This is a genomic window from Deinococcus detaillensis (assembly GCF_007280555.1).
Lineage (GTDB): Bacteria > Deinococcota > Deinococci > Deinococcales > Deinococcaceae > Deinococcus > Deinococcus detaillensis.
Map to the genome: position 1 here is coordinate 25,006 of NZ_VKDB01000014.1, position 15,870 is coordinate 40,875.

Here is a 15,870-nt window from a genome sequence, read left to right on the forward strand (position 1 = left end):
AAACCCCAACATGGCCAAATACATCCAGTACACTCCCAAACCCAAGACTCCACAAGAACACTACGCCGACGCCGAGTTCGAGAGCGCCGAGGCCCGCATCGAGTCGCTCAAATTGCTGCGTGAGCTGCACGAAGCGGGCGTGCTGGACGTGCTGAGTAAATTGGTGCGCGGCGGCGAGGGCCTGACGTCCGCCATCTTTCACACGCTCAGCGATGAGGGCAGCCTCAAAGCCATTCGCAACGTCACCGAACTCGGTAAGACGCTGGGATCGCTCGATCCGCAAGCGGTGGGCCAGCTCGGCGCTGTACTCAATGCTGGGGTCAACGAAGGCGCTCGCAGCGTGGCGCAGGGCAAAGGCGTGGGCCTGACCGACCTGCTCAAGCTCCTGAATGACAAAGACGTGCAACTGGCGCTGGGCGCAGTGTTCGGCCTGCTCAAGGGCGCGGGCAGAGCGCTCAGAGAAGCGCGGGGCGACACCATCAACACGCCGAATCAGGGCGAGTTCGACCGCCACGACCAAATTCAGCCGACGCCCAACGCGCCCAAGCGCCCAACCAAGCCCGTTCGCAGCAAGCCGGTTGCCAGCAAGTAACTGTGCCGAACCAGACCGCCCACTATCCGGTTAAGGCGTACCGAAACGCCGAGTTCAATGCCCTGACCGACGTGCTGGCTATCGAGGAGCCGCTGGAACTGCGCGTTGACGCTGATCCGGCGTTCACCCTCAGCTTGATGATGAGGACGCCCGGCCATGACCGCGAGTTGGTGACGGGTTGGCTGTGGGCCGAGGGGCTGCTGGACGCGGTGGACGCGCTGGAACTCAACCCAGACACCCCCAATGTGGTCGCTCTGAAGGGCGACGTGGGGCGGCTGCGCGGCGCGGCGCGGGCAAGCTTGACTTCGGCGGCGTGCGGCGTATGCGGGTCGGGCAGCGTGGAGCGGCTGAGCATTCGGGCTGAGCCAGTCATTTGGACCGCGCCGCCGCTGAGCCCCCAACTGATTTTGGACTTACCGGAACGCCTCCGAGCGGCCCAGACCGGCTTTAACGCCACCGGCGGCCTGCACGCAGCGGGCCTTTTTAGTGCGGGAGGCGAACTGCTGTGCGCTTACGAGGATGTGGGCCGCCACAACGCCACCGACAAGGTGGTGGGCTGGGCGGCCCTGCGCGGCGAGTTGCCTCTGTCCAACCGCATTTTGGTCACCAGCAGCCGGGCAGGCTTCGAAATCGTGCAGAAAGCGGCGCTGGCTGGCGTGGCCGTGGTGGTCACGGTGGGAGCGGCCAGCAGCCTCGCCGCCGACACCGCCGCCGCGCTGAACTTGAGCTTGCTGGGCTTCGTGCGCGGGGAGCGCTTCAATGTGTATGCGGGTGGGGAGCGGGTGCAAAAGATTTAGCGCGGGTTGATTGCCCCACGCTAAATCTCGATTTCTTCCGGCGCTTTATGCTTGTGCCGCCACCACACCACGCCCGCCACTACCACTACCGCGCCGATCAAATACGGCAAAGCCTGGCCTTGCAGCCGCTCGAACTGCTCCAGAATGCTCGGGCCGAATCGCCAGATCAGGGTTTGCCATACGCCGACGTGCAGCGCCGCGCCCAGCGCACTGAAAGCCAAGTAAGCAGGCCAAGCGTAGTGTGAGGCTCCGGCATAAAGCGTCACCGGCGTTCTGAGCGAACCGATGGTGCGGCTGACCACCACCAGGAGGCCGCCGTAACGGTTCATCAAGCGGGCCGTCCGGCGGCTGTGGGCGAGGCGCTGCCAGCTCAGGGGCAGGCGCGTCAGTAGCGAGGCGGCCAGGCGGTAACCTGCCAAGCTTCCCAGCCAGTTGCCCAACGTGCCCGACAGCAGCGCTTCCCAGAGCGTGGTCTGTCCGGCGTGAATAGACTCGGACAAAGCCAGCATCGGCAAGAAACCCGGAATGCCCGGAATGCCCATGCCTTCCAAAAACATCAGCGTAAAGCTGGAAAAGTGCAGCCAAAAAGGGTTAAGAGAATCGAGCCAAGCCAACACTTGCCAGAGCATAAAGCAAGCAGATGGGCAGGAGATGCGGAGCGCTCAGCGCCGAATCCTACTGACCCAAAATGAAGCTGCGCACCGCCGTCACAATTCGCCCTTCGGTGTCTTCGCGGCTGGCGGTGGGCGTGCCGTCGCCCGCCTGAGCACCGTAGCGGCCAAAGAAGGCGTGGACGGCTCCGGGCAAGCGCACCAGTTGGGTGTCTGCAGGCAAGCGTTTGAGGCCGTCTTCCACCTTGGCGGGCAAACTGAGTCCGTCGTTTTCAGCCAGCAAGTCCAGCACCCGCAGTTTCTGGCTGCGCAGAGTCACGTTGTCGGCAGGATACGAACCCATCAAAATCAAACCGGAGATACGCCCCTGATGGCTCTCCAAGTACTGCGCCGCCGTCACGCCGCCGAGGCTGTGGCCTGCCAGAAAGACCGGCTCGCTGGAGGGCAGCGCGGCCAGCACTTCGTCGGCGCGGGTGGGCGCAAAAAAGGCCAAGTCCTGCGGAAAGCCCACGATCACGGTTTGAATGCCCGAAGGAGCCAGCGCCTCACCCAGCCAGCGGTAAGCCTCCGGTTTGACTTTGCCGCCGGAATAGTAGATCAAAGTGGCTTTGCGCTCGCCCACAGCAGGCACGGTCACGGCGTTGTTGAGGGTGACCGACTGCGTAGAACTGATAACGGCGGTTTGCTGCTGGGCAGCGGGAGCGCAGGCCGCCAGGGTCAGCGACGATGAAAGCAGCAAGATCAATTTTAAGTTTTGCAGTTTGAGCGGTGTCATGGCTATCAGCATGGCGCTTCTGCGCTGCACTTGCCGTATATAAAGTTTGGGTAAAGGTTTAAAAGCATCACTTCAGACATCCGGGTAGTGTGCTTGGACCATACAACTTCATGAGGAACAAACCACCAAAGCTCCACAAGTAAACCCGCTCAATTCCAGAGTTCCTGCAAGGCAAGGAGAGTCCAACATGATGAAATCCAAGATGACCGCATTGATCGCCGCCGCCCTGACGCTCAGCGTTTCCGCTTCCGCGCAAATGACCGACGCTTACGTGCGCGTTGTTCACGCCGTGGCCGACGCACCCGCTGTGGACGTCTACGTGGACGGCACCAAAACCGTCTCCAACGCGCCCTTCAAGGCCGTCACACCGTACGGCAACGTCCCTGCAGGCAGCCACACCGTCAAAATCACGGTGGCTGGCGACGCCAACACCGTCGTCTTCGACGGCAAGGTCGATCTCACCGCAGGCACGTACTACACCGTCGCGGCCGTCGGCTACCTCGCCAACCTCAAGCCGAAAATCTTTACGGCCACTTCGCTCAACACCGATCCGGGCAAAGCGCAAGTCAATGTCTACCACCTCTCGCCCGACGGCCCCCGCGTGCAGGCACTGGCCGTCGACATGAACAACACGGCGCTGCTGCCCAAAGGTCTCGCCTACGGCAACATGGGAACGCTGAATGTCCCCCCGATGGCCGTCAACCTCAATATCGTGCCGTTCGGCGCAACCCAGCCGGTGGTCAAAAACGTGACTGGCCTGAGCATCGCGGGCGGCAAAACCTACAGCCTGTTTGCGCTCGGCACTCTGGCCGGCAAAAGCTTTGACGTGGTGGCCACCGAAGACAAGCTGGAGATGGGCAGCATGGGCGGTAAATAAAGATTATTCAAAAAAGTTCAGCCGCTGATTGAGTTCAGGGCGAACCTATAAAAAAGAAAGGACGGCGGAAAGGCGAGCGGGAAAGTCTGATCCGCCGTTCTTCGCACGCTGTTATTACTCGTCTTGACCCAGTTGCCGCTTTTGGTTTTGGCATCGCCAGCTTTGTGAACCACTCTAAAGTTTGTATAAAGACTAAAAGCAGGTCATCCAACATCTGAACACGGTCTCTTTGGCATACAACTCATTGAAGCAGCAAGATACGTTCAAGCAGCAAGACCAAGGAGAGTACAAGATGATGAAATCCAAAATGACCGCCATGATCGCCGCCGCCCTTACCCTCAGCGTTTCCGCCTCCGCCCAGAACATGGGCATGAAAGACGCCTACGTGCGCGTCGTTCACGCCGTCTCGGACGCGCCCGCCGTGGACGTCTACGTGGACGGCACCCGCACCGTTTCCAATGCGCCTTTCAAAGCCGTGACCGCCTACGGCGAAGTCCCCGCCGGAATGCACAAAGTCATGATCACGGCAGCCGGCAACATGAAAGCGGTGGTCTTCAGCGGCAGCGTCAACCTCAAAGCGGGCGTCTACTATACCGTCGCGGCGTCGGGCTACCTCAAGAAAGTCACGCCGATCATTTTCTACACCAGCGGCCTGAACAAGAACAAAGGCAAAGCCGAAATCACCGTCTACCACCTCGCCCCCGACGCTCCTGCAGTGCAGGCCATCGCGGTGGACATGAACAAAGCTGGCCTGTTCAAGACCCCCCTCAAGTACGGCTATGACCGCACCCTGCTGGTCAACCCGATGGGCGTCAACCTCGACATCGTGCCTTTCGGCAAAATGTCACCCGTGGTCAAGAACATCTCGGGCATCAGCGTGGCAGGCGGCAAAACCTACAGCTTGTTCGCGGTGGGCACCCTCAAGAACAAGAACTTTGACGTGATCGTGGCCGAAGACAAGCTGGAAATGGGCAGTATGGGCAAGAAGTAAGCCGCTTCCCAACTGAACTCAGTTTGATCGATCATTTAGGCGCGTGGCTTCCTGAGCTGCGCGTCTTTTTTGAATTGACCCAAATTTTTTAGAAAGGAGGAGAAACCAGCCCATGTCAAAGCCTGAGTCCGATCTTCAAAATGGAAAACAAAACAAGAATGCCCCAGCGCAACATTTTTGGTGGCGACTTTTGAGAGCGTGGATCGCCGCCGTGCTGCTGAGCGTGATCGGCTACGCGGCACTGGTCTGGGCGGGTCTGGCTTATCCGCCGATCACCTTATTCGGCGTGCTGACGCAGGCGCTGGGCGTGCCCGCCGTGTTTCAGTTTCTGCACAAGCTGTTGGGCCTCGGCCAAGACGCCAAATTGCTGGCCTTCAGCGGGGTGGCGGTGCTGTGGCTGGGCGGTTTGAGCTTACTGGGCGCGGTGAGCGTGCCGTGGGCCGCCGCCGGAATGCTGGCGCTGCTTTGCATCGTTGGGCTGGGTTCGCTGGGCTGGTGGCTGCCGCTGCTCTACGGACTGGTGTTCTGGGCACTGCTGGAAGGCGTGAACCGGTTGCTGACATTTGGGCCGGGCGGACTACGGCCGCAGGGCGTGACCACTCCTACCGACACGACCCGCCGCCTGACGACGCTGGGCCTTGCAGCTGGAGGGGCAGTGGTGGCGGGGGGGGGCCTCAGCGCTCTGCTCAAGCAGGGCAGCGCAGACACCACCGCTGCCGCTCCCGTGCCGGGTGAGCCGCTGCCGTTTGGCGTGACGCCGGTGGAGCAGTTTTACTACGTCTCCAAAAACCTAGAAGCCTTCGACCCGCGCCTGAGCGCTGAAAAGTGGAGCTTGACAGTAAGCGGATTGGTACAGAGGCCCAAGACTTACCGTTTGGCCGATCTCAAGCAGTTCGCGCCCGTGACCAGCGAGCGCACCTTGTCGTGTATCTCCAACCCCGTCGGCGGGCCGCTAATCTCCAACGGAATCTGGGGCGGCTTCCGGCTCACCGACTTGCTGCGCGACGTGGGTATCCAGAAAGAAGCCCGCTTCGTGCTGTGGAAGGCCGCCGACGGCTACACCGAGTCGTTGCCGCTGGGCGAAGCGCTCGACCCCGAAAACCTGCTCATCACGCAGCTCAACGGCGAAGCGCTCAATGCCAAGCACGGCTTCCCGCTGCGGGTGCTGATTCCCGGCCGGTACGGCATGAAGCAGCCGAGGTGGATCACCAACATTACGCTGAGCGCCGAAGATCAGCCGGGGTACTGGGTCAAGCGAGATTGGTCGAAGGCGGCGCGGGTGGAACTGATGAGCCGCATCGACCAGCCGCCAGAAATTGACCCAGTCGTCAAAGCAGGTCGGCAGACTTTTATTCGGGGCGTGGCCTTTTTCAGCCAGCCGATCACCAAAGTGGAAGTCAGCACCGACGGCGAAAAGACCTGGCGCGAAGCTGAACTCGTCAGACCGCGCAGCATCTATGCCTGGACACCCTGGCAACTGGCCTGGACGCCGGAAGCGGGCCAATACACTCTGACGGTACGGGCTTACTCAGGCGACACTGTTCAGAAAAAAGCAGACAAAGACGCCCTGCCCGAAGGTGCGACCGGCTACCACCGCTTTGAAGTGAAGGTAAGTTGAACAGTGCGTTCATTGTAAAGTTGAAATTTTTCACAAAATGAATCGAATCGGCAAAACAGAGAAAAAGTGGGCCTTCATTTGTATGGCGTGAGCCTCCGCTTTTAAGAAATTCATAAACGTGCTCTTCCCCCAAAAGACTTAAGAAGAATGAACAGCAAAGCAGTACAAACCCCCAAAACTTGATACTTCTCTCATCAGTGGCGTCTCGGCGCACCGCAAACTGTAAGCCATGAAACATCTAATTTTCCCTGCCGTTGCACAAGCCGACGCCTTCGTGGCCGACCTCCGTTCTCAGAACCTGATTCAGCCGGAAATGGGCCAGACTTCGGTCAACCGCACCAGCAGCATGACCAACTCGGCTGCCAGCACTGCGCCCCTGACCGGCATCACCGACCCCACGCTGGACGCTGGCGGCACGCCTGAGGACGCGGGCGAAGGCGCAGTCAAAGGCACCGGCGTCGGTTTGATCGCGGGCGCAGTCGCGGGCGTCATCGCCACCGCCACCACCGTAGCGACGGGCGGCCTCGCGTTGCCGGTTATTTTGGGCATGGCGGCGCTGGGTTCGGGCGTCGGTGCAGGCGTGGGAGCTATCGGCGGCGCGGCGGGCGTTGACGAAACCGGCGGCAGAATGTACGACGACAACTACCATGTCAGCGACGAGCACTACACCCAAATGAGCAGCACCATGGACGCCGGTGGCCGCGCTATCGCCGTTGAAGATTCGGTGCCGATGGACGCGCTCAAAGCTACCGCTGATCGTCACGGCGGACAATTCGTTAACTAAGCAATAAACAAATAACATCCAAAAAACCGCAAGCGCTTCTCAAAGGCTTGCGGTTTTTCGTTGGGATTGAGCTGCTTAAGATTGAGCCGCCGCATATTCGAAATAAGCATTGACTTGCGGAATGACAAACAAACTCAGGGCGCTCAGAAGTTGCAGAGCGCCGATTAGTGCGCTCACCGCGTTGAGCAGCAGCAGCAACGCCAAGACCACCCGCGCCCAGATTTTGCCGTTGTAAACTGCCCAGCACAGGCCCGCCAGCAGGGCAAAGCTCAGCAGCAAGCCGAAACTAAAGCCGCCGTAACTCAGGGTATTGGTGATGACTCTCAGGAGATTGATGGCGATAATCAGTATCAGCAGGCCGGACACCAAACGGAAGCCAGCCCGGATACTTTCAGCAGTCGCATTCATGAGCCAATTCTAGTGAAAAGCTGAAATGAAACTGCACACCCAATGGGGGTTGGCGCTCCTGACTTTAGACCCGCACCGTGACGCGTGCGCCGTCGTCTTCCAAGTGAATGGAGTCGATGAAACGCACCACGCGGGTGGCGTACCCCATCACCAGCGTATGCGTCCGCGCTCCACCGCCGAAGCGCCGCACGCCGCTGAGCAGTTCGCCGTGCGTGATGCCGGTACCGGAAAAGACGATCTGTTTGCCGGGGGCGAGTTCATCAGTTTTGTAGACCCGCCCTTCCTCGACGCCCATCAATTTGAAGCGCTCCCGCTGCTCCTCGTTTTCGGCGATCAAGCGGCCCTGAATCTCTGCGCCGAGGCACTTCATGGCCGCCGCCGTGATGACGCCTTCGGGTGCGCCGCCCGATCCCATCAGCGCGTGAATGCCGGTGCCGCGCACGCCCACCGCGAGGCTGGCGATCACGTCGCCGTCAGCAATCAAATTGACTCTTGCGCCCGACTGCCGCACCCGCGCGATCAGGTCGGTGTGGCGCTCACGGTCAAGGATGCTGATCAGCAAGTCGCCAGGTTTGCGGCTGAGCGCTTGGGCCAGCGCGGCAATATTGGCTTCTACCGGCCAGTCGAGGTGAACGCGGCCAGCCGCAGGCGGCGGTACCACCAGCTTTTCCATGTAGCAGTCGGGAGCCTGCATCAGCCCGCCCTTTTCGCTCAGCGCAATCACGGCCAGGCCGTTGGGCAAGCCTTTGGCGGTCACTTCGGTGCCTTCCACTGGGTCAACCGCGATGTCCACCTGATAGTGGCCGCTGCCCAATATTTCGCCGATATACAGCATCGGGGCTTCGTCCATTTCCCCTTCGCCGATCACCACTTCGCCCTGAATGTCCATTTCGTTCAGCACGTCGCGCATGGCCTCGGTGCCCGCGCCGTCCACGGCGTTTTTGTCGCCCATCCCGACAAAGCGGCTCGCCGCCAACGCCGCCGCTTCGGTGACGCGGGCAGTTTCGAGGACGAGGGCATGTTCTAAGTCAGACTTTCGGCGGAGGGGTGTCATGCCTCACACCGTAACATAACCTTAGACGGCTAAGAAATGGGAGCGCTTCCATATTTAGCCTCAGAAAAATAGGCCTTCACTCAACAAAAAGCCGCCCACTCCAAGTCAGGCGGCTCTTTAACTTCAGCGAACCACGATGTTGATAATCCGCCCCGCCACATACACTTCTTTGACCAACTGCTTGCCTTCCAAGTGCTTGGCGACATCTGGGTTGGCGCGGGCGGCGGCGACAGCTTCTTCCTGGGTGGCCGTCTTAGAAATCTCCACTTCGCCGCGCACTTTACCGCTGACCTGCACGCCGATGACGATACTGTCGCGCACGGCTGCCGTTTCGTCTACAGCGGGCCAAGTTTGCAAGTGAACGCTCTGGGCGTTGCCCCGTTCACGCCAGATTTCTTCGGCAATGTGCGGCACCAGCGGAGCCAACATCAAGTTAAACAGGTTCAGGGCTTCGTCCCAAGCGGGCGTGTGGGCCACGGGCGAGCGCTTGGCCTTCACCAAGGTATTGGTCAGTTCCATCAACGAGGCCACGATGGTGTTGAAGCTCAGGCGCTCGAAGTCGCCGGTGATTTTTTTCAAGGTGCTGTGAACGGCGTAGCGCAAATCACCCTCGCTCACGTTCTCGGCGGGGCCGCTGATCGCGTCAAAATACAGCGACCAGACGCGGCCCAACCACTTGGCGGGGCCATTGATGCCGCTGGGATCCCAGGGGCCGCCGACTTCCCAGGGCGCAATAAACGCCAAGTAAGTCCTGACCACATCCGCGCCGTATTCGCGCACCAAGTCGTCAGGGTCGATCACATTGCCCCGGCTCTTGGACATTTTTTCGTTGTCCGGCCCCAAGATGATGCCCTGATTTCGCAGCACCTTGAACGGCTCGGAGATGGTGGTCAAGTTCATGTCGCGGGCCACTTTCGTCCAGAAGCGGCTGTACAAGAGGTGCAAAATGGCATGTTCGATGCCGCCGGTATACAAGTCAATCGGCATCAACTTGTCGGCCAAAGCTGGGTTCCAGGGGCCTTCGTCAAAGTGCGGCGAGGTGAAGCGGTACATATACCAACTGGAATCGACGAAGGTGTCCATGGTGTCGGTGTCGCGCTCGGCGGGGCCGCCACACACCGGGCAAGTCGCCTTGCGGAACTCGGCGTCTTGTTTCAGCGGACTCTGACCCGTCGGCGTGAAGTGAACATTGTCGGGCAGCAACACGGGCAACTGATCCGCCGGAACCGCCTGAGCGCCGTGCTCGGGGCAATAGACAATCGGAATCGGCGTGCCCCAGTACCGCTGGCGGCTGACCAGCCAGTCACGCAGGCGGAAAGTGGTTTTGGCTTTGGCAATGCCGCGCTCCTCCAGCTTGCCGATGATGGTTTCGATACTGGCTTTGCCGCCAGTCAAGCCGTCAAATTCTCCGCTGTTGACGATCAAGCCTTCGCCGCTGTACGCCTCGTTGCCGGTGACGTCCAGAGGCTCACCGCCTTCGGGCCGAATGACTTCCACGATGTCCAAGCCAAACTTTTTGGCAAACTCAAAATCGCGCTCGTCGTGGGCAGGCACGGCCATGATGCTGCCGGTGCCGTAGCTGACCAGCACGTAATCGGCCACCCAGATCGGAATCTGATGCCCGCCAATCGGGTGGGTGGCAAAGCTGCCGGTAAATACTCCGGTTTTGTCAGTGCTCTGCTGGCGCTCCACATCGGTTTTGCCGCCTGCCACTTCCAAGTAGGCCTTGACCGTCTCGGCTTGGTCAGGGGTAGTCAGCTCTGCGACTTTGGCATGTTCGGGGGACAACACCAAGAAGGTCGCGCCCATCAAGGTGTCGGGGCGGGTGGTGAAGACGGTTTCCAAGCCTGCGGGCATGTCGAACACCACTTCTGCGCCCACCGACTTGCCGATCCAGTGGGTTTGCATGGCGCGAACCCGTTCGGGCATGTCGGTGCCGCCAAAGTCCAGCAGTTCGTCGGCGTAGTCGGTAATTTTCAAATACCACTGGCTCAAGTTGCGCCGCTCGACCTGAGTGCCGCAGCGCTCGCACTTGCCTCCCACGACCTGCTCGTTGGCCAGTACCGTCTGATCTTTGGGGCACCAATTGACCAGGCCGCCCTTCTTATACGCCAGTCCGCGCTTGAACATCTCAGCAAAAAACCACTGATTCCAGCGGTAATACTCCGGGTCGGAAGTGGCGAATTTGCGGCTCCAATCGATCATGGTGCCCATCCGCTGAAACTGGCCGGTCATGTATTCGATGTTGGAATACGTCCACTGGCGCGGGTCGACATTGTTTTTGATGGCGGCGTTTTCGGCGGGCAAGCCGAACGAATCAAAGCCCATCGGAAACAGCACGTTTTTTCCGTTCATCCGCATAAAACGGGCGCGGGCGTCCGGCACGCAGTAGGCGTACCAGTGGCCGATGTGCAAATTGCCGCTGGGATAGGGGAACATGGTCAGGGCATAGAACTTTTCGCCTGCCGCTTCAGGATCGAAGGTGTACAGGCCCGCCTCGGCCCAGCGCTGTTGCCACTTGGTTTCTATGGCGTGCGGGTTGTAGCGCTCGCTGCGGGGTTCGGTGATGTTGATCGGTTGGGGCTGGGTGTCGGTCATGAGGGGCACTCCTGTGTGTGGCCAGTGGGAAGGGATGAAAGCAAAAAAAAGCTCCGGCGCAAACCAAAGCCGGAGGCAGGGCGAAGCAAGTTTAATTCAACTCGTCGCGGCGGCCTCCGGTGATAAGCGCAGAGCGGATCATAGAGACAGTGTAATACAGCGCAGGCAAGAGGAGCAAGAAGCCGGGCGCTATTTCTTGGTGCATGTCAGGTTAAACTCCATATTGTAGATTTTCGCCAGCGGATACTTCTGTTGCTGCAAGTACTTGATCGCGTCAGAGCCGGGCCGGATCAGCAGCCGTGTCCACTTGGTCGCCCCGCCCTCACCGCCTGTTACCGCCTGGAACGTCGTGGACGTGCCGGGAAGCAGGGCTGAAGTCTGATCCCCCACGAAATTGTTGAACGTCATGGCGCTGGTATCGGTGGCCGCCACGACATTTGTGGCATTGAAAACTGAGAAACTGGAAAGCTCCTGCTTGGACGCGTTGCTGAGCTTCAAGGTGACGCTAAATCGGTCGTCACTCACCCCGGCCTTGATGAGCTGAACGCTGTACACACCGTTAAACAGGGTGTCGCCGACGCACCCCTTGATGGCGTCGGTCTTGGGCTTCACGCCCCCAGCGGTGATGGCCCCGGCGCGTTTGAGGTCACTGGCCTTGAACTGGTAATACGTTTCGCCATTTTTGGTGCTGGTGGTGGCCTGAAGGGCGACGCCGTTAATAAAGACCTGTTGATTCGTTTGGGCCGCTGCTGTACCAAACAGCGAAATCGCGCCAAGGTACAGGCAAGAAGAAATTTTCATAGCTGAGGGTAACAGAGAAAAGTTTACGAACGGTCTTCTGACTCCGCACCGTTCTGTGGGTGTCCTCGGCGTTTTCACAGAAGGGGATTCTCAAAGTGCTGCCACCATCTTCACTTCGTCCAGGCCGACTCCAAAGCCGTCTGTGATTCGTTCCACCACCACAAAGCCGAAGCGGGCGTAAAAGGCTTCAGTGTGCTGGCTGGTGTCAATCTTGACGCGCTGCACTTCGGGCCAGTGCTGCCGCAGCCAATCCAAGCGCGAACGGGTGAGTTCGCTGCCGAGGCCGCAGCCGTGCAAATCGCCGCGTACCATGCCCCAACTCAGATAAGCCAGCTTGGGATGTACCTCATAACCGACGCCGCCGCAGGCCACGACCTCACCTCCGCGCTCCAGCACGAAATACGGCCGCTGTTCGCACTCTACCCGGCCCAGAAACGCCTCGTAGTCCACCCGCTCGGAAGCAAGGAAATACTTGGGACGGTTGCTTTCAAAAAGAGAAAGGCAGGCAGCGTGGTCGGTGATCAGGTATGGGCGAATCATCTCAGCAGTATGGCAAGGCGGCTCAGGCGCTTCAGCCGTTTTCGCCGAATTAGTGTATCCATAACACCCAGAGGCAACTCAAAATAGACTGTCCGGTAAAGATGAACACCACCTAGACTGTTCCTAAATGTGTAACACGAAGTCATTTGGAATGGAAGCGCTTCACAGGTCAGACTGCTGTTGAGATCTGGCAATTGCCAAGTTGAAACCGAGTCACGCAACACCGTCACACAACGTCAAGGAGGGCCACCCATGACCGTGCCCACTTCCATTCCAGCCAACCCAAATGCCCAGCGCAGTGTTCTCTCGCCGTTGGGTATTTCCGCCGCCACCGTCCACCACAATCCCAGCGTAGCCGAACTGTACCAGCACGCCCTACGGCTCGGCGAAGGCCAAATCACTGAAGGCGGGCCGCTGGCCGTCGTCACCGATAAAACAGGCCGCAGCCCCAAAGACCGCTTTATCGTGGAAGACGACCTGACCCGCCAAACGGTGTGGTGGGGCGGCTTCAATGTCCCCACGACGCCCGAAATCTTTGAGCGGCTGCTGGCCAAAATGAGCGAGTACGCGGGCGAGCGCGAACTGTTCGTTCAAGACCTCTACGCCGGAGCCGATGCCCGCCACCGCCTCTCAGTGCGTTTCGTGCAGGAGATGGCGTATCACTCGCTGTTCGTCCACAACATGTTCGTTCGGCCCAGCCCCGAGGAAAAAGCCGACTTCGAGCCGGACTGGACCGTCCTGAACTTGCCCGGTTTCAAAGCAGCCGGCGAGGCCGACGGCGTGCGGAGCGAAACGGCCATTCTGGTCGATTTCACCAAGAAGATGATTCTGGTGGCAGGAACGCAGTACGCCGGAGAAAACAAAAAAGGCATCTTCAGCGTGCTGAACTTTTTGCTGCCGGATCAGGGCGTCATGCCGATGCACTGCTCAGCCAATGTGGGCAAAGCAGAAGACGTGGCCCTCTTTTTCGGGCTGTCCGGCACCGGCAAAACCACCCTCAGCGCCGACCCGGAGCGCCATTTGATCGGTGACGACGAGCACGGCTGGACAGACGACGGGGTGTTTAACTTCGAGGGCGGCTGCTACGCCAAAGTCATCAACTTGTCCTCAGCGGCTGAGCCAGAGATTTTTGCCACCACCCATACCTTCGGCACGGTGCTGGAAAATGTGGTGGTGAGGCCCGACCACACCCTAGACCTCGCCGACAACTCGCTGACCGACAACACGCGCAGCGCCTACCCGATTGAACAGATCGCCAACCACTGGCCCGGAGGCATGGCCGGAACACCAAAAAATGTGGTGTTTTTGACCGCCGACGCTTACGGCGTGTTGCCGCCCCTGTCGCGCCTGACCCGCGAGCAGATGATGTACCACTTTATTTCGGGCTTCACCGCCAAGATTCCCGGCACAGAAGACGGAATCGCCGAGCCCGAACCGACATTTTCGGCGTGCTTCGGGGCTCCGTTTATGCCGCGCCATCCGGCAGAGTACGCCGAACTGCTGGCGGGGAGGGTCGAGCAAAGCGGCGCGAAGGTCTGGCTGGTCAACACCGGCTGGAGCGGCGGAGCCTACGGCACGGGAAAGCGCATTAGCATTCGGCACACCCGCGCCTTGATTTCGGCGGCCCTCAGCGGCTCGCTTGATCAGGCTGAGTTTGAAACTGAGCCGTTTTTTGGGCTGTCCATTCCCAAACAAGTCGGCGGTGTGCCGGCGGAGATTCTTAACCCGCGCCAGACCTGGGCCAAGCAGGACGCCTACGACGTGGCCGCCAAAAAGCTGGCGGGCCTGTTCCGAAGCAACTTTGGGCGCTTTGAGAGCGGCGCAGATGCAGCCGTGACGGCGAGTATGCCGCAGCACAGCTAAGACATTTCCCCCACACATCAAAGCGAGCGGGCCGCCCTTCCAATCGGGGCGGCCCACTCAACTTTTTAAGGATAGCAAATCCGGCCCTTGACGGTGCTCTGACAAAAGCCAGCACGGCCTTTATCTTGGGCTGACCAACGGCTGAAACGCCGGGCGGAAGATCACCAGCAAGGAACTTCTCCCTTCCTTCTCACCACCACTGGAGGCCCACCATGACCGCGTTCAGCCTTCCAACCCAAGATCAGATTCACAGCATTCCTAGCGCCCACACCCTCAAAGGCAACCTACTCAGCTACGAGTTTCCCAGCGGATTTGCGGAGCGGCTGGCTCACGAGCATAGCTGGACGCTGCCGTTTACGCTGGAAGTGCTGCGCGAGTACCGCCGGTTTCTGGTGCTGGCGGCCACATGCGGCCAAAGCGTGACGCCCAGCAAAGCGGTAGACGCCGCGTGGCACGAACACCTGACCCACACCCGCGATTACTGGTTGCGACTGATCCCGCTGCTGCCTGCGCCGCTGCACCACGACCCGTCGGGCGGCTCGACAACCGAGAGCGCCCACTTCGCTCAGCAGTACCTCGGCACGCTGGAGCTTTACCATGCCGAGTTTGGCCAGCCCGATGCGCAGATTTGGCCGAATCCGCGTTTGCCCATTTCACTTTCACCCACTCCGCGCCCTATCAAGCGCCGTCTCTCCCGCTGGCTGCTGCTGGCGGCAGTGTGGCTGCTGGGCGGGTTGGCGCTCTATCAGTTCGGCATTTGGGCGGTGGCGGGCTTGGCGCTGCTGGGCGTCGTTGTGGCGGCCCAGCTTTCCAGCCCCCGCAAGCGGCGGGGTGGGAGCGGTGGTGATGGCAACGGCGGCAGCGGCTTCTTCGGCTTGCTGGGAGATTTGGGCTCTAGCAACAACAGCACTGGAGATTCGTCTTGCGGTGACAACAGCGGTGATTCGGGCAATTGCGACAGCGGCGGCGATGCTGGTGGCAGCAGCGATGGAGGCGGCAGTTGCGGTTCCGGCTGTGGGGGCGGGTGCAGCAGCTAGAACATTTGTCAAAAAAGAGCTTCTTTTTTGACCGACCAACGGGAGTGGAATAAAGAGAGCCTTTGGGAGGATGGATGGCTGAGCGTGCTTTTTGCTCGGGTATCCATTCGGACAAATGCTCCAAACAGTGAACGGCAGCGCCGTACCCCGGCGGGCGGCGGGGTAAACTGGGAAGCAATCTCGAGCACTTCAAGGAGAACCCACATGGACATGCGAAAGCTGATGAAACAAATGCAACAAGCCCAAAGCGCCGCCAGCAAAATTCAAGAAGAATTGGCCGCGCAAACAGTAGAGGGCAGCGCCAGCGGCCTCGTGACGGTAACGGCCAACGGACACGGCAAAATTCAGAGCCTCAAAATCAAGCCCGAAGCGGTTGACCCCAGCGACGTGGAGGCCTTGGAAGACTTGATTCTGGTGGCGATTCAGGAAGCGGCGGGCAAAGCCGACGAGTTGCAGCGCAGCGCCACCCAAGCGCTGGGATTGCCGGGCGGAATGTTCTGAAAAGCCCCCGTGTGCAGGCGAGA

The 15,870-nt window shown here is 59.9% G+C and carries 16 protein-coding genes; 9 read left to right on the plus strand and 7 right to left on the minus strand.

Annotated features, from left to right (window positions below):
* Nucleotides 1-10 precede the first annotated feature (10 nt).
* Nucleotides 11-592 (plus strand): DUF1641 domain-containing protein, encoded by a 582-nt coding sequence (locus tag FNU79_RS12330; RefSeq protein ID WP_143721134.1) that lies wholly within the window; start codon nucleotides 11-13, stop codon nucleotides 590-592.
* Nucleotides 593-594: 2 nt separating this feature from the next.
* Nucleotides 595-1,389 (plus strand): formate dehydrogenase accessory sulfurtransferase FdhD, encoded by a 795-nt coding sequence (gene fdhD / locus FNU79_RS12335; RefSeq protein WP_143721135.1) that lies wholly within the window; start codon nucleotides 595-597, stop codon nucleotides 1,387-1,389.
* A gap of 20 nt (nucleotides 1,390-1,409) precedes the next feature.
* On the opposite strand, the gene FNU79_RS12340 is transcribed toward fdhD, so the two are convergent.
* A complete protein-coding gene (locus FNU79_RS12340) occupies nucleotides 1,410-2,018 on the minus strand; it encodes a DedA family protein (RefSeq protein WP_143721136.1) in 609 nt (202 codons plus the stop codon).
* 46 nt (nucleotides 2,019-2,064) lie between these two features.
* Nucleotides 2,065-2,787 (minus strand): alpha/beta fold hydrolase, encoded by a 723-nt coding sequence (locus tag FNU79_RS12345; RefSeq protein ID WP_143721137.1) that lies wholly within the window; start codon nucleotides 2,785-2,787, stop codon nucleotides 2,065-2,067.
* A gap of 175 nt (nucleotides 2,788-2,962) precedes the next feature.
* Here FNU79_RS12345 and FNU79_RS12350 point away from each other — a divergent pair, with 175 nt between their 5' ends.
* From FNU79_RS12350 to FNU79_RS12365, 4 genes are all read left to right on the plus strand, one after another.
* Nucleotides 2,963-3,652, plus strand: a complete 690-nt coding sequence (locus tag FNU79_RS12350) for a DUF4397 domain-containing protein (RefSeq protein ID WP_225430050.1) — start codon at nucleotides 2,963-2,965, stop codon at nucleotides 3,650-3,652.
* A gap of 292 nt (nucleotides 3,653-3,944) precedes the next feature.
* Nucleotides 3,945-4,643 carry a DUF4397 domain-containing protein gene (locus tag FNU79_RS12355; protein WP_225430051.1) on the plus strand — a complete coding sequence of 233 codons (699 nt, stop codon included), beginning with the start codon at nucleotides 3,945-3,947 and terminating at the stop codon, nucleotides 4,641-4,643.
* Between the two features lie 112 nt (nucleotides 4,644-4,755).
* Entirely contained in the window at nucleotides 4,756-6,261 is a 1,506-nt protein-coding gene (locus FNU79_RS12360) for a molybdopterin-dependent oxidoreductase (protein ID WP_143721138.1), read from the plus strand.
* A 229-nt stretch (nucleotides 6,262-6,490) separates the two neighbouring features.
* Nucleotides 6,491-7,045: a hypothetical protein gene (locus tag FNU79_RS12365; protein WP_143721139.1), complete on the plus strand. Its 555-nt coding sequence runs from the start codon at nucleotides 6,491-6,493 to the stop codon at nucleotides 7,043-7,045.
* A 75-nt stretch (nucleotides 7,046-7,120) separates the two neighbouring features.
* Here the strand turns inward: FNU79_RS12365 and FNU79_RS12370 are convergent, their stop codons facing one another.
* The 5 genes from FNU79_RS12370 to FNU79_RS12390 all read right to left on the minus strand — a co-directional run bounded on the left by FNU79_RS12370 (nucleotide 7,121) and on the right by FNU79_RS12390 (nucleotide 12,446).
* Nucleotides 7,121-7,453 carry a hypothetical protein gene (locus FNU79_RS12370; RefSeq protein ID WP_143721140.1) on the minus strand — a complete coding sequence of 111 codons (333 nt, stop codon included), beginning with the start codon at nucleotides 7,451-7,453 and terminating at the stop codon, nucleotides 7,121-7,123.
* A 64-nt stretch (nucleotides 7,454-7,517) separates the two neighbouring features.
* Nucleotides 7,518-8,507, minus strand: coding sequence for a class II fructose-bisphosphatase (gene glpX, locus FNU79_RS12375; protein ID WP_143721141.1), 990 nt, complete (start codon nucleotides 8,505-8,507; stop codon nucleotides 7,518-7,520).
* A 123-nt stretch (nucleotides 8,508-8,630) separates the two neighbouring features.
* Nucleotides 8,631-11,105 carry a leucine--tRNA ligase gene (leuS, locus tag FNU79_RS12380; protein ID WP_143721142.1) on the minus strand — a complete coding sequence of 825 codons (2,475 nt, stop codon included), beginning with the start codon at nucleotides 11,103-11,105 and terminating at the stop codon, nucleotides 8,631-8,633.
* A gap of 189 nt (nucleotides 11,106-11,294) precedes the next feature.
* On the minus strand, nucleotides 11,295-11,906 hold the full coding sequence (locus FNU79_RS12385) for a hypothetical protein (protein WP_143721143.1): 612 nt from the start codon (nucleotides 11,904-11,906) through the stop codon (nucleotides 11,295-11,297).
* A gap of 90 nt (nucleotides 11,907-11,996) precedes the next feature.
* Nucleotides 11,997-12,446 carry a GNAT family N-acetyltransferase gene (locus FNU79_RS12390; RefSeq protein WP_143721144.1) on the minus strand — a complete coding sequence of 150 codons (450 nt, stop codon included), beginning with the start codon at nucleotides 12,444-12,446 and terminating at the stop codon, nucleotides 11,997-11,999.
* Nucleotides 12,447-12,698: 252 nt separating this feature from the next.
* On the opposite strand from FNU79_RS12390, the gene pckA reads away from it, so the two are divergent.
* The 3 genes from pckA (at nucleotide 12,699) to FNU79_RS12405 (ending at nucleotide 15,847) form a co-directional block, all read left to right on the plus strand.
* On the plus strand, nucleotides 12,699-14,309 hold the full coding sequence (gene pckA / locus FNU79_RS12395) for a phosphoenolpyruvate carboxykinase (ATP) (RefSeq protein ID WP_143721145.1): 1,611 nt from the start codon (nucleotides 12,699-12,701) through the stop codon (nucleotides 14,307-14,309).
* Nucleotides 14,310-14,521: 212 nt separating this feature from the next.
* Complete coding sequence (locus FNU79_RS12400; protein ID WP_143721146.1) at nucleotides 14,522-15,346, plus strand: glycine-rich domain-containing protein; 825 nt, start codon at nucleotides 14,522-14,524, stop codon at nucleotides 15,344-15,346.
* Between the two features lie 204 nt (nucleotides 15,347-15,550).
* Nucleotides 15,551-15,847, plus strand: coding sequence for a YbaB/EbfC family nucleoid-associated protein (locus tag FNU79_RS12405; protein WP_124867470.1), 297 nt, complete (start codon nucleotides 15,551-15,553; stop codon nucleotides 15,845-15,847).
* Nucleotides 15,848-15,870: the final 23 nt, after the last annotated feature.

Bases quoted from the DNA above. Each gene is read 5' to 3' on its own strand.
- FNU79_RS12330 (WP_143721134.1), top strand. From the start codon at position 11: ATGGCCAAATACATCCAGTACACTCCCAAACCCAAGACTCCACAAGAA.
- FNU79_RS12340 (WP_143721136.1), bottom strand. From the start codon at position 2,018: ATGCTCTGGCAAGTGTTGGCTTGGCTCGATTCTCTTAACCCTTTTTGG.
- FNU79_RS12345 (WP_143721137.1), bottom strand. From the start codon at position 2,787: ATGCTGATAGCCATGACACCGCTCAAACTGCAAAACTTAAAATTGATC.
- FNU79_RS12350 (WP_225430050.1), top strand. From the start codon at position 2,963: ATGATGAAATCCAAGATGACCGCATTGATCGCCGCCGCCCTGACGCTC.
- FNU79_RS12355 (WP_225430051.1), top strand. From the start codon at position 3,945: ATGATGAAATCCAAAATGACCGCCATGATCGCCGCCGCCCTTACCCTC.
- FNU79_RS12360 (WP_143721138.1), top strand. From the start codon at position 4,756: ATGTCAAAGCCTGAGTCCGATCTTCAAAATGGAAAACAAAACAAGAAT.
- FNU79_RS12365 (WP_143721139.1), top strand. From the start codon at position 6,491: ATGAAACATCTAATTTTCCCTGCCGTTGCACAAGCCGACGCCTTCGTG.
- FNU79_RS12370 (WP_143721140.1), bottom strand. From the start codon at position 7,453: ATGAATGCGACTGCTGAAAGTATCCGGGCTGGCTTCCGTTTGGTGTCC.
- glpX (WP_143721141.1), bottom strand. From the start codon at position 8,507: ATGACACCCCTCCGCCGAAAGTCTGACTTAGAACATGCCCTCGTCCTC.
- leuS (WP_143721142.1), bottom strand. From the start codon at position 11,105: ATGACCGACACCCAGCCCCAACCGATCAACATCACCGAACCCCGCAGC.
- FNU79_RS12385 (WP_143721143.1), bottom strand. From the start codon at position 11,906: ATGAAAATTTCTTCTTGCCTGTACCTTGGCGCGATTTCGCTGTTTGGT.
- FNU79_RS12390 (WP_143721144.1), bottom strand. From the start codon at position 12,446: ATGATTCGCCCATACCTGATCACCGACCACGCTGCCTGCCTTTCTCTT.
- pckA (WP_143721145.1), top strand. From the start codon at position 12,699: ATGACCGTGCCCACTTCCATTCCAGCCAACCCAAATGCCCAGCGCAGT.
- FNU79_RS12400 (WP_143721146.1), top strand. From the start codon at position 14,522: ATGACCGCGTTCAGCCTTCCAACCCAAGATCAGATTCACAGCATTCCT.
- FNU79_RS12405 (WP_124867470.1), top strand. From the start codon at position 15,551: ATGGACATGCGAAAGCTGATGAAACAAATGCAACAAGCCCAAAGCGCC.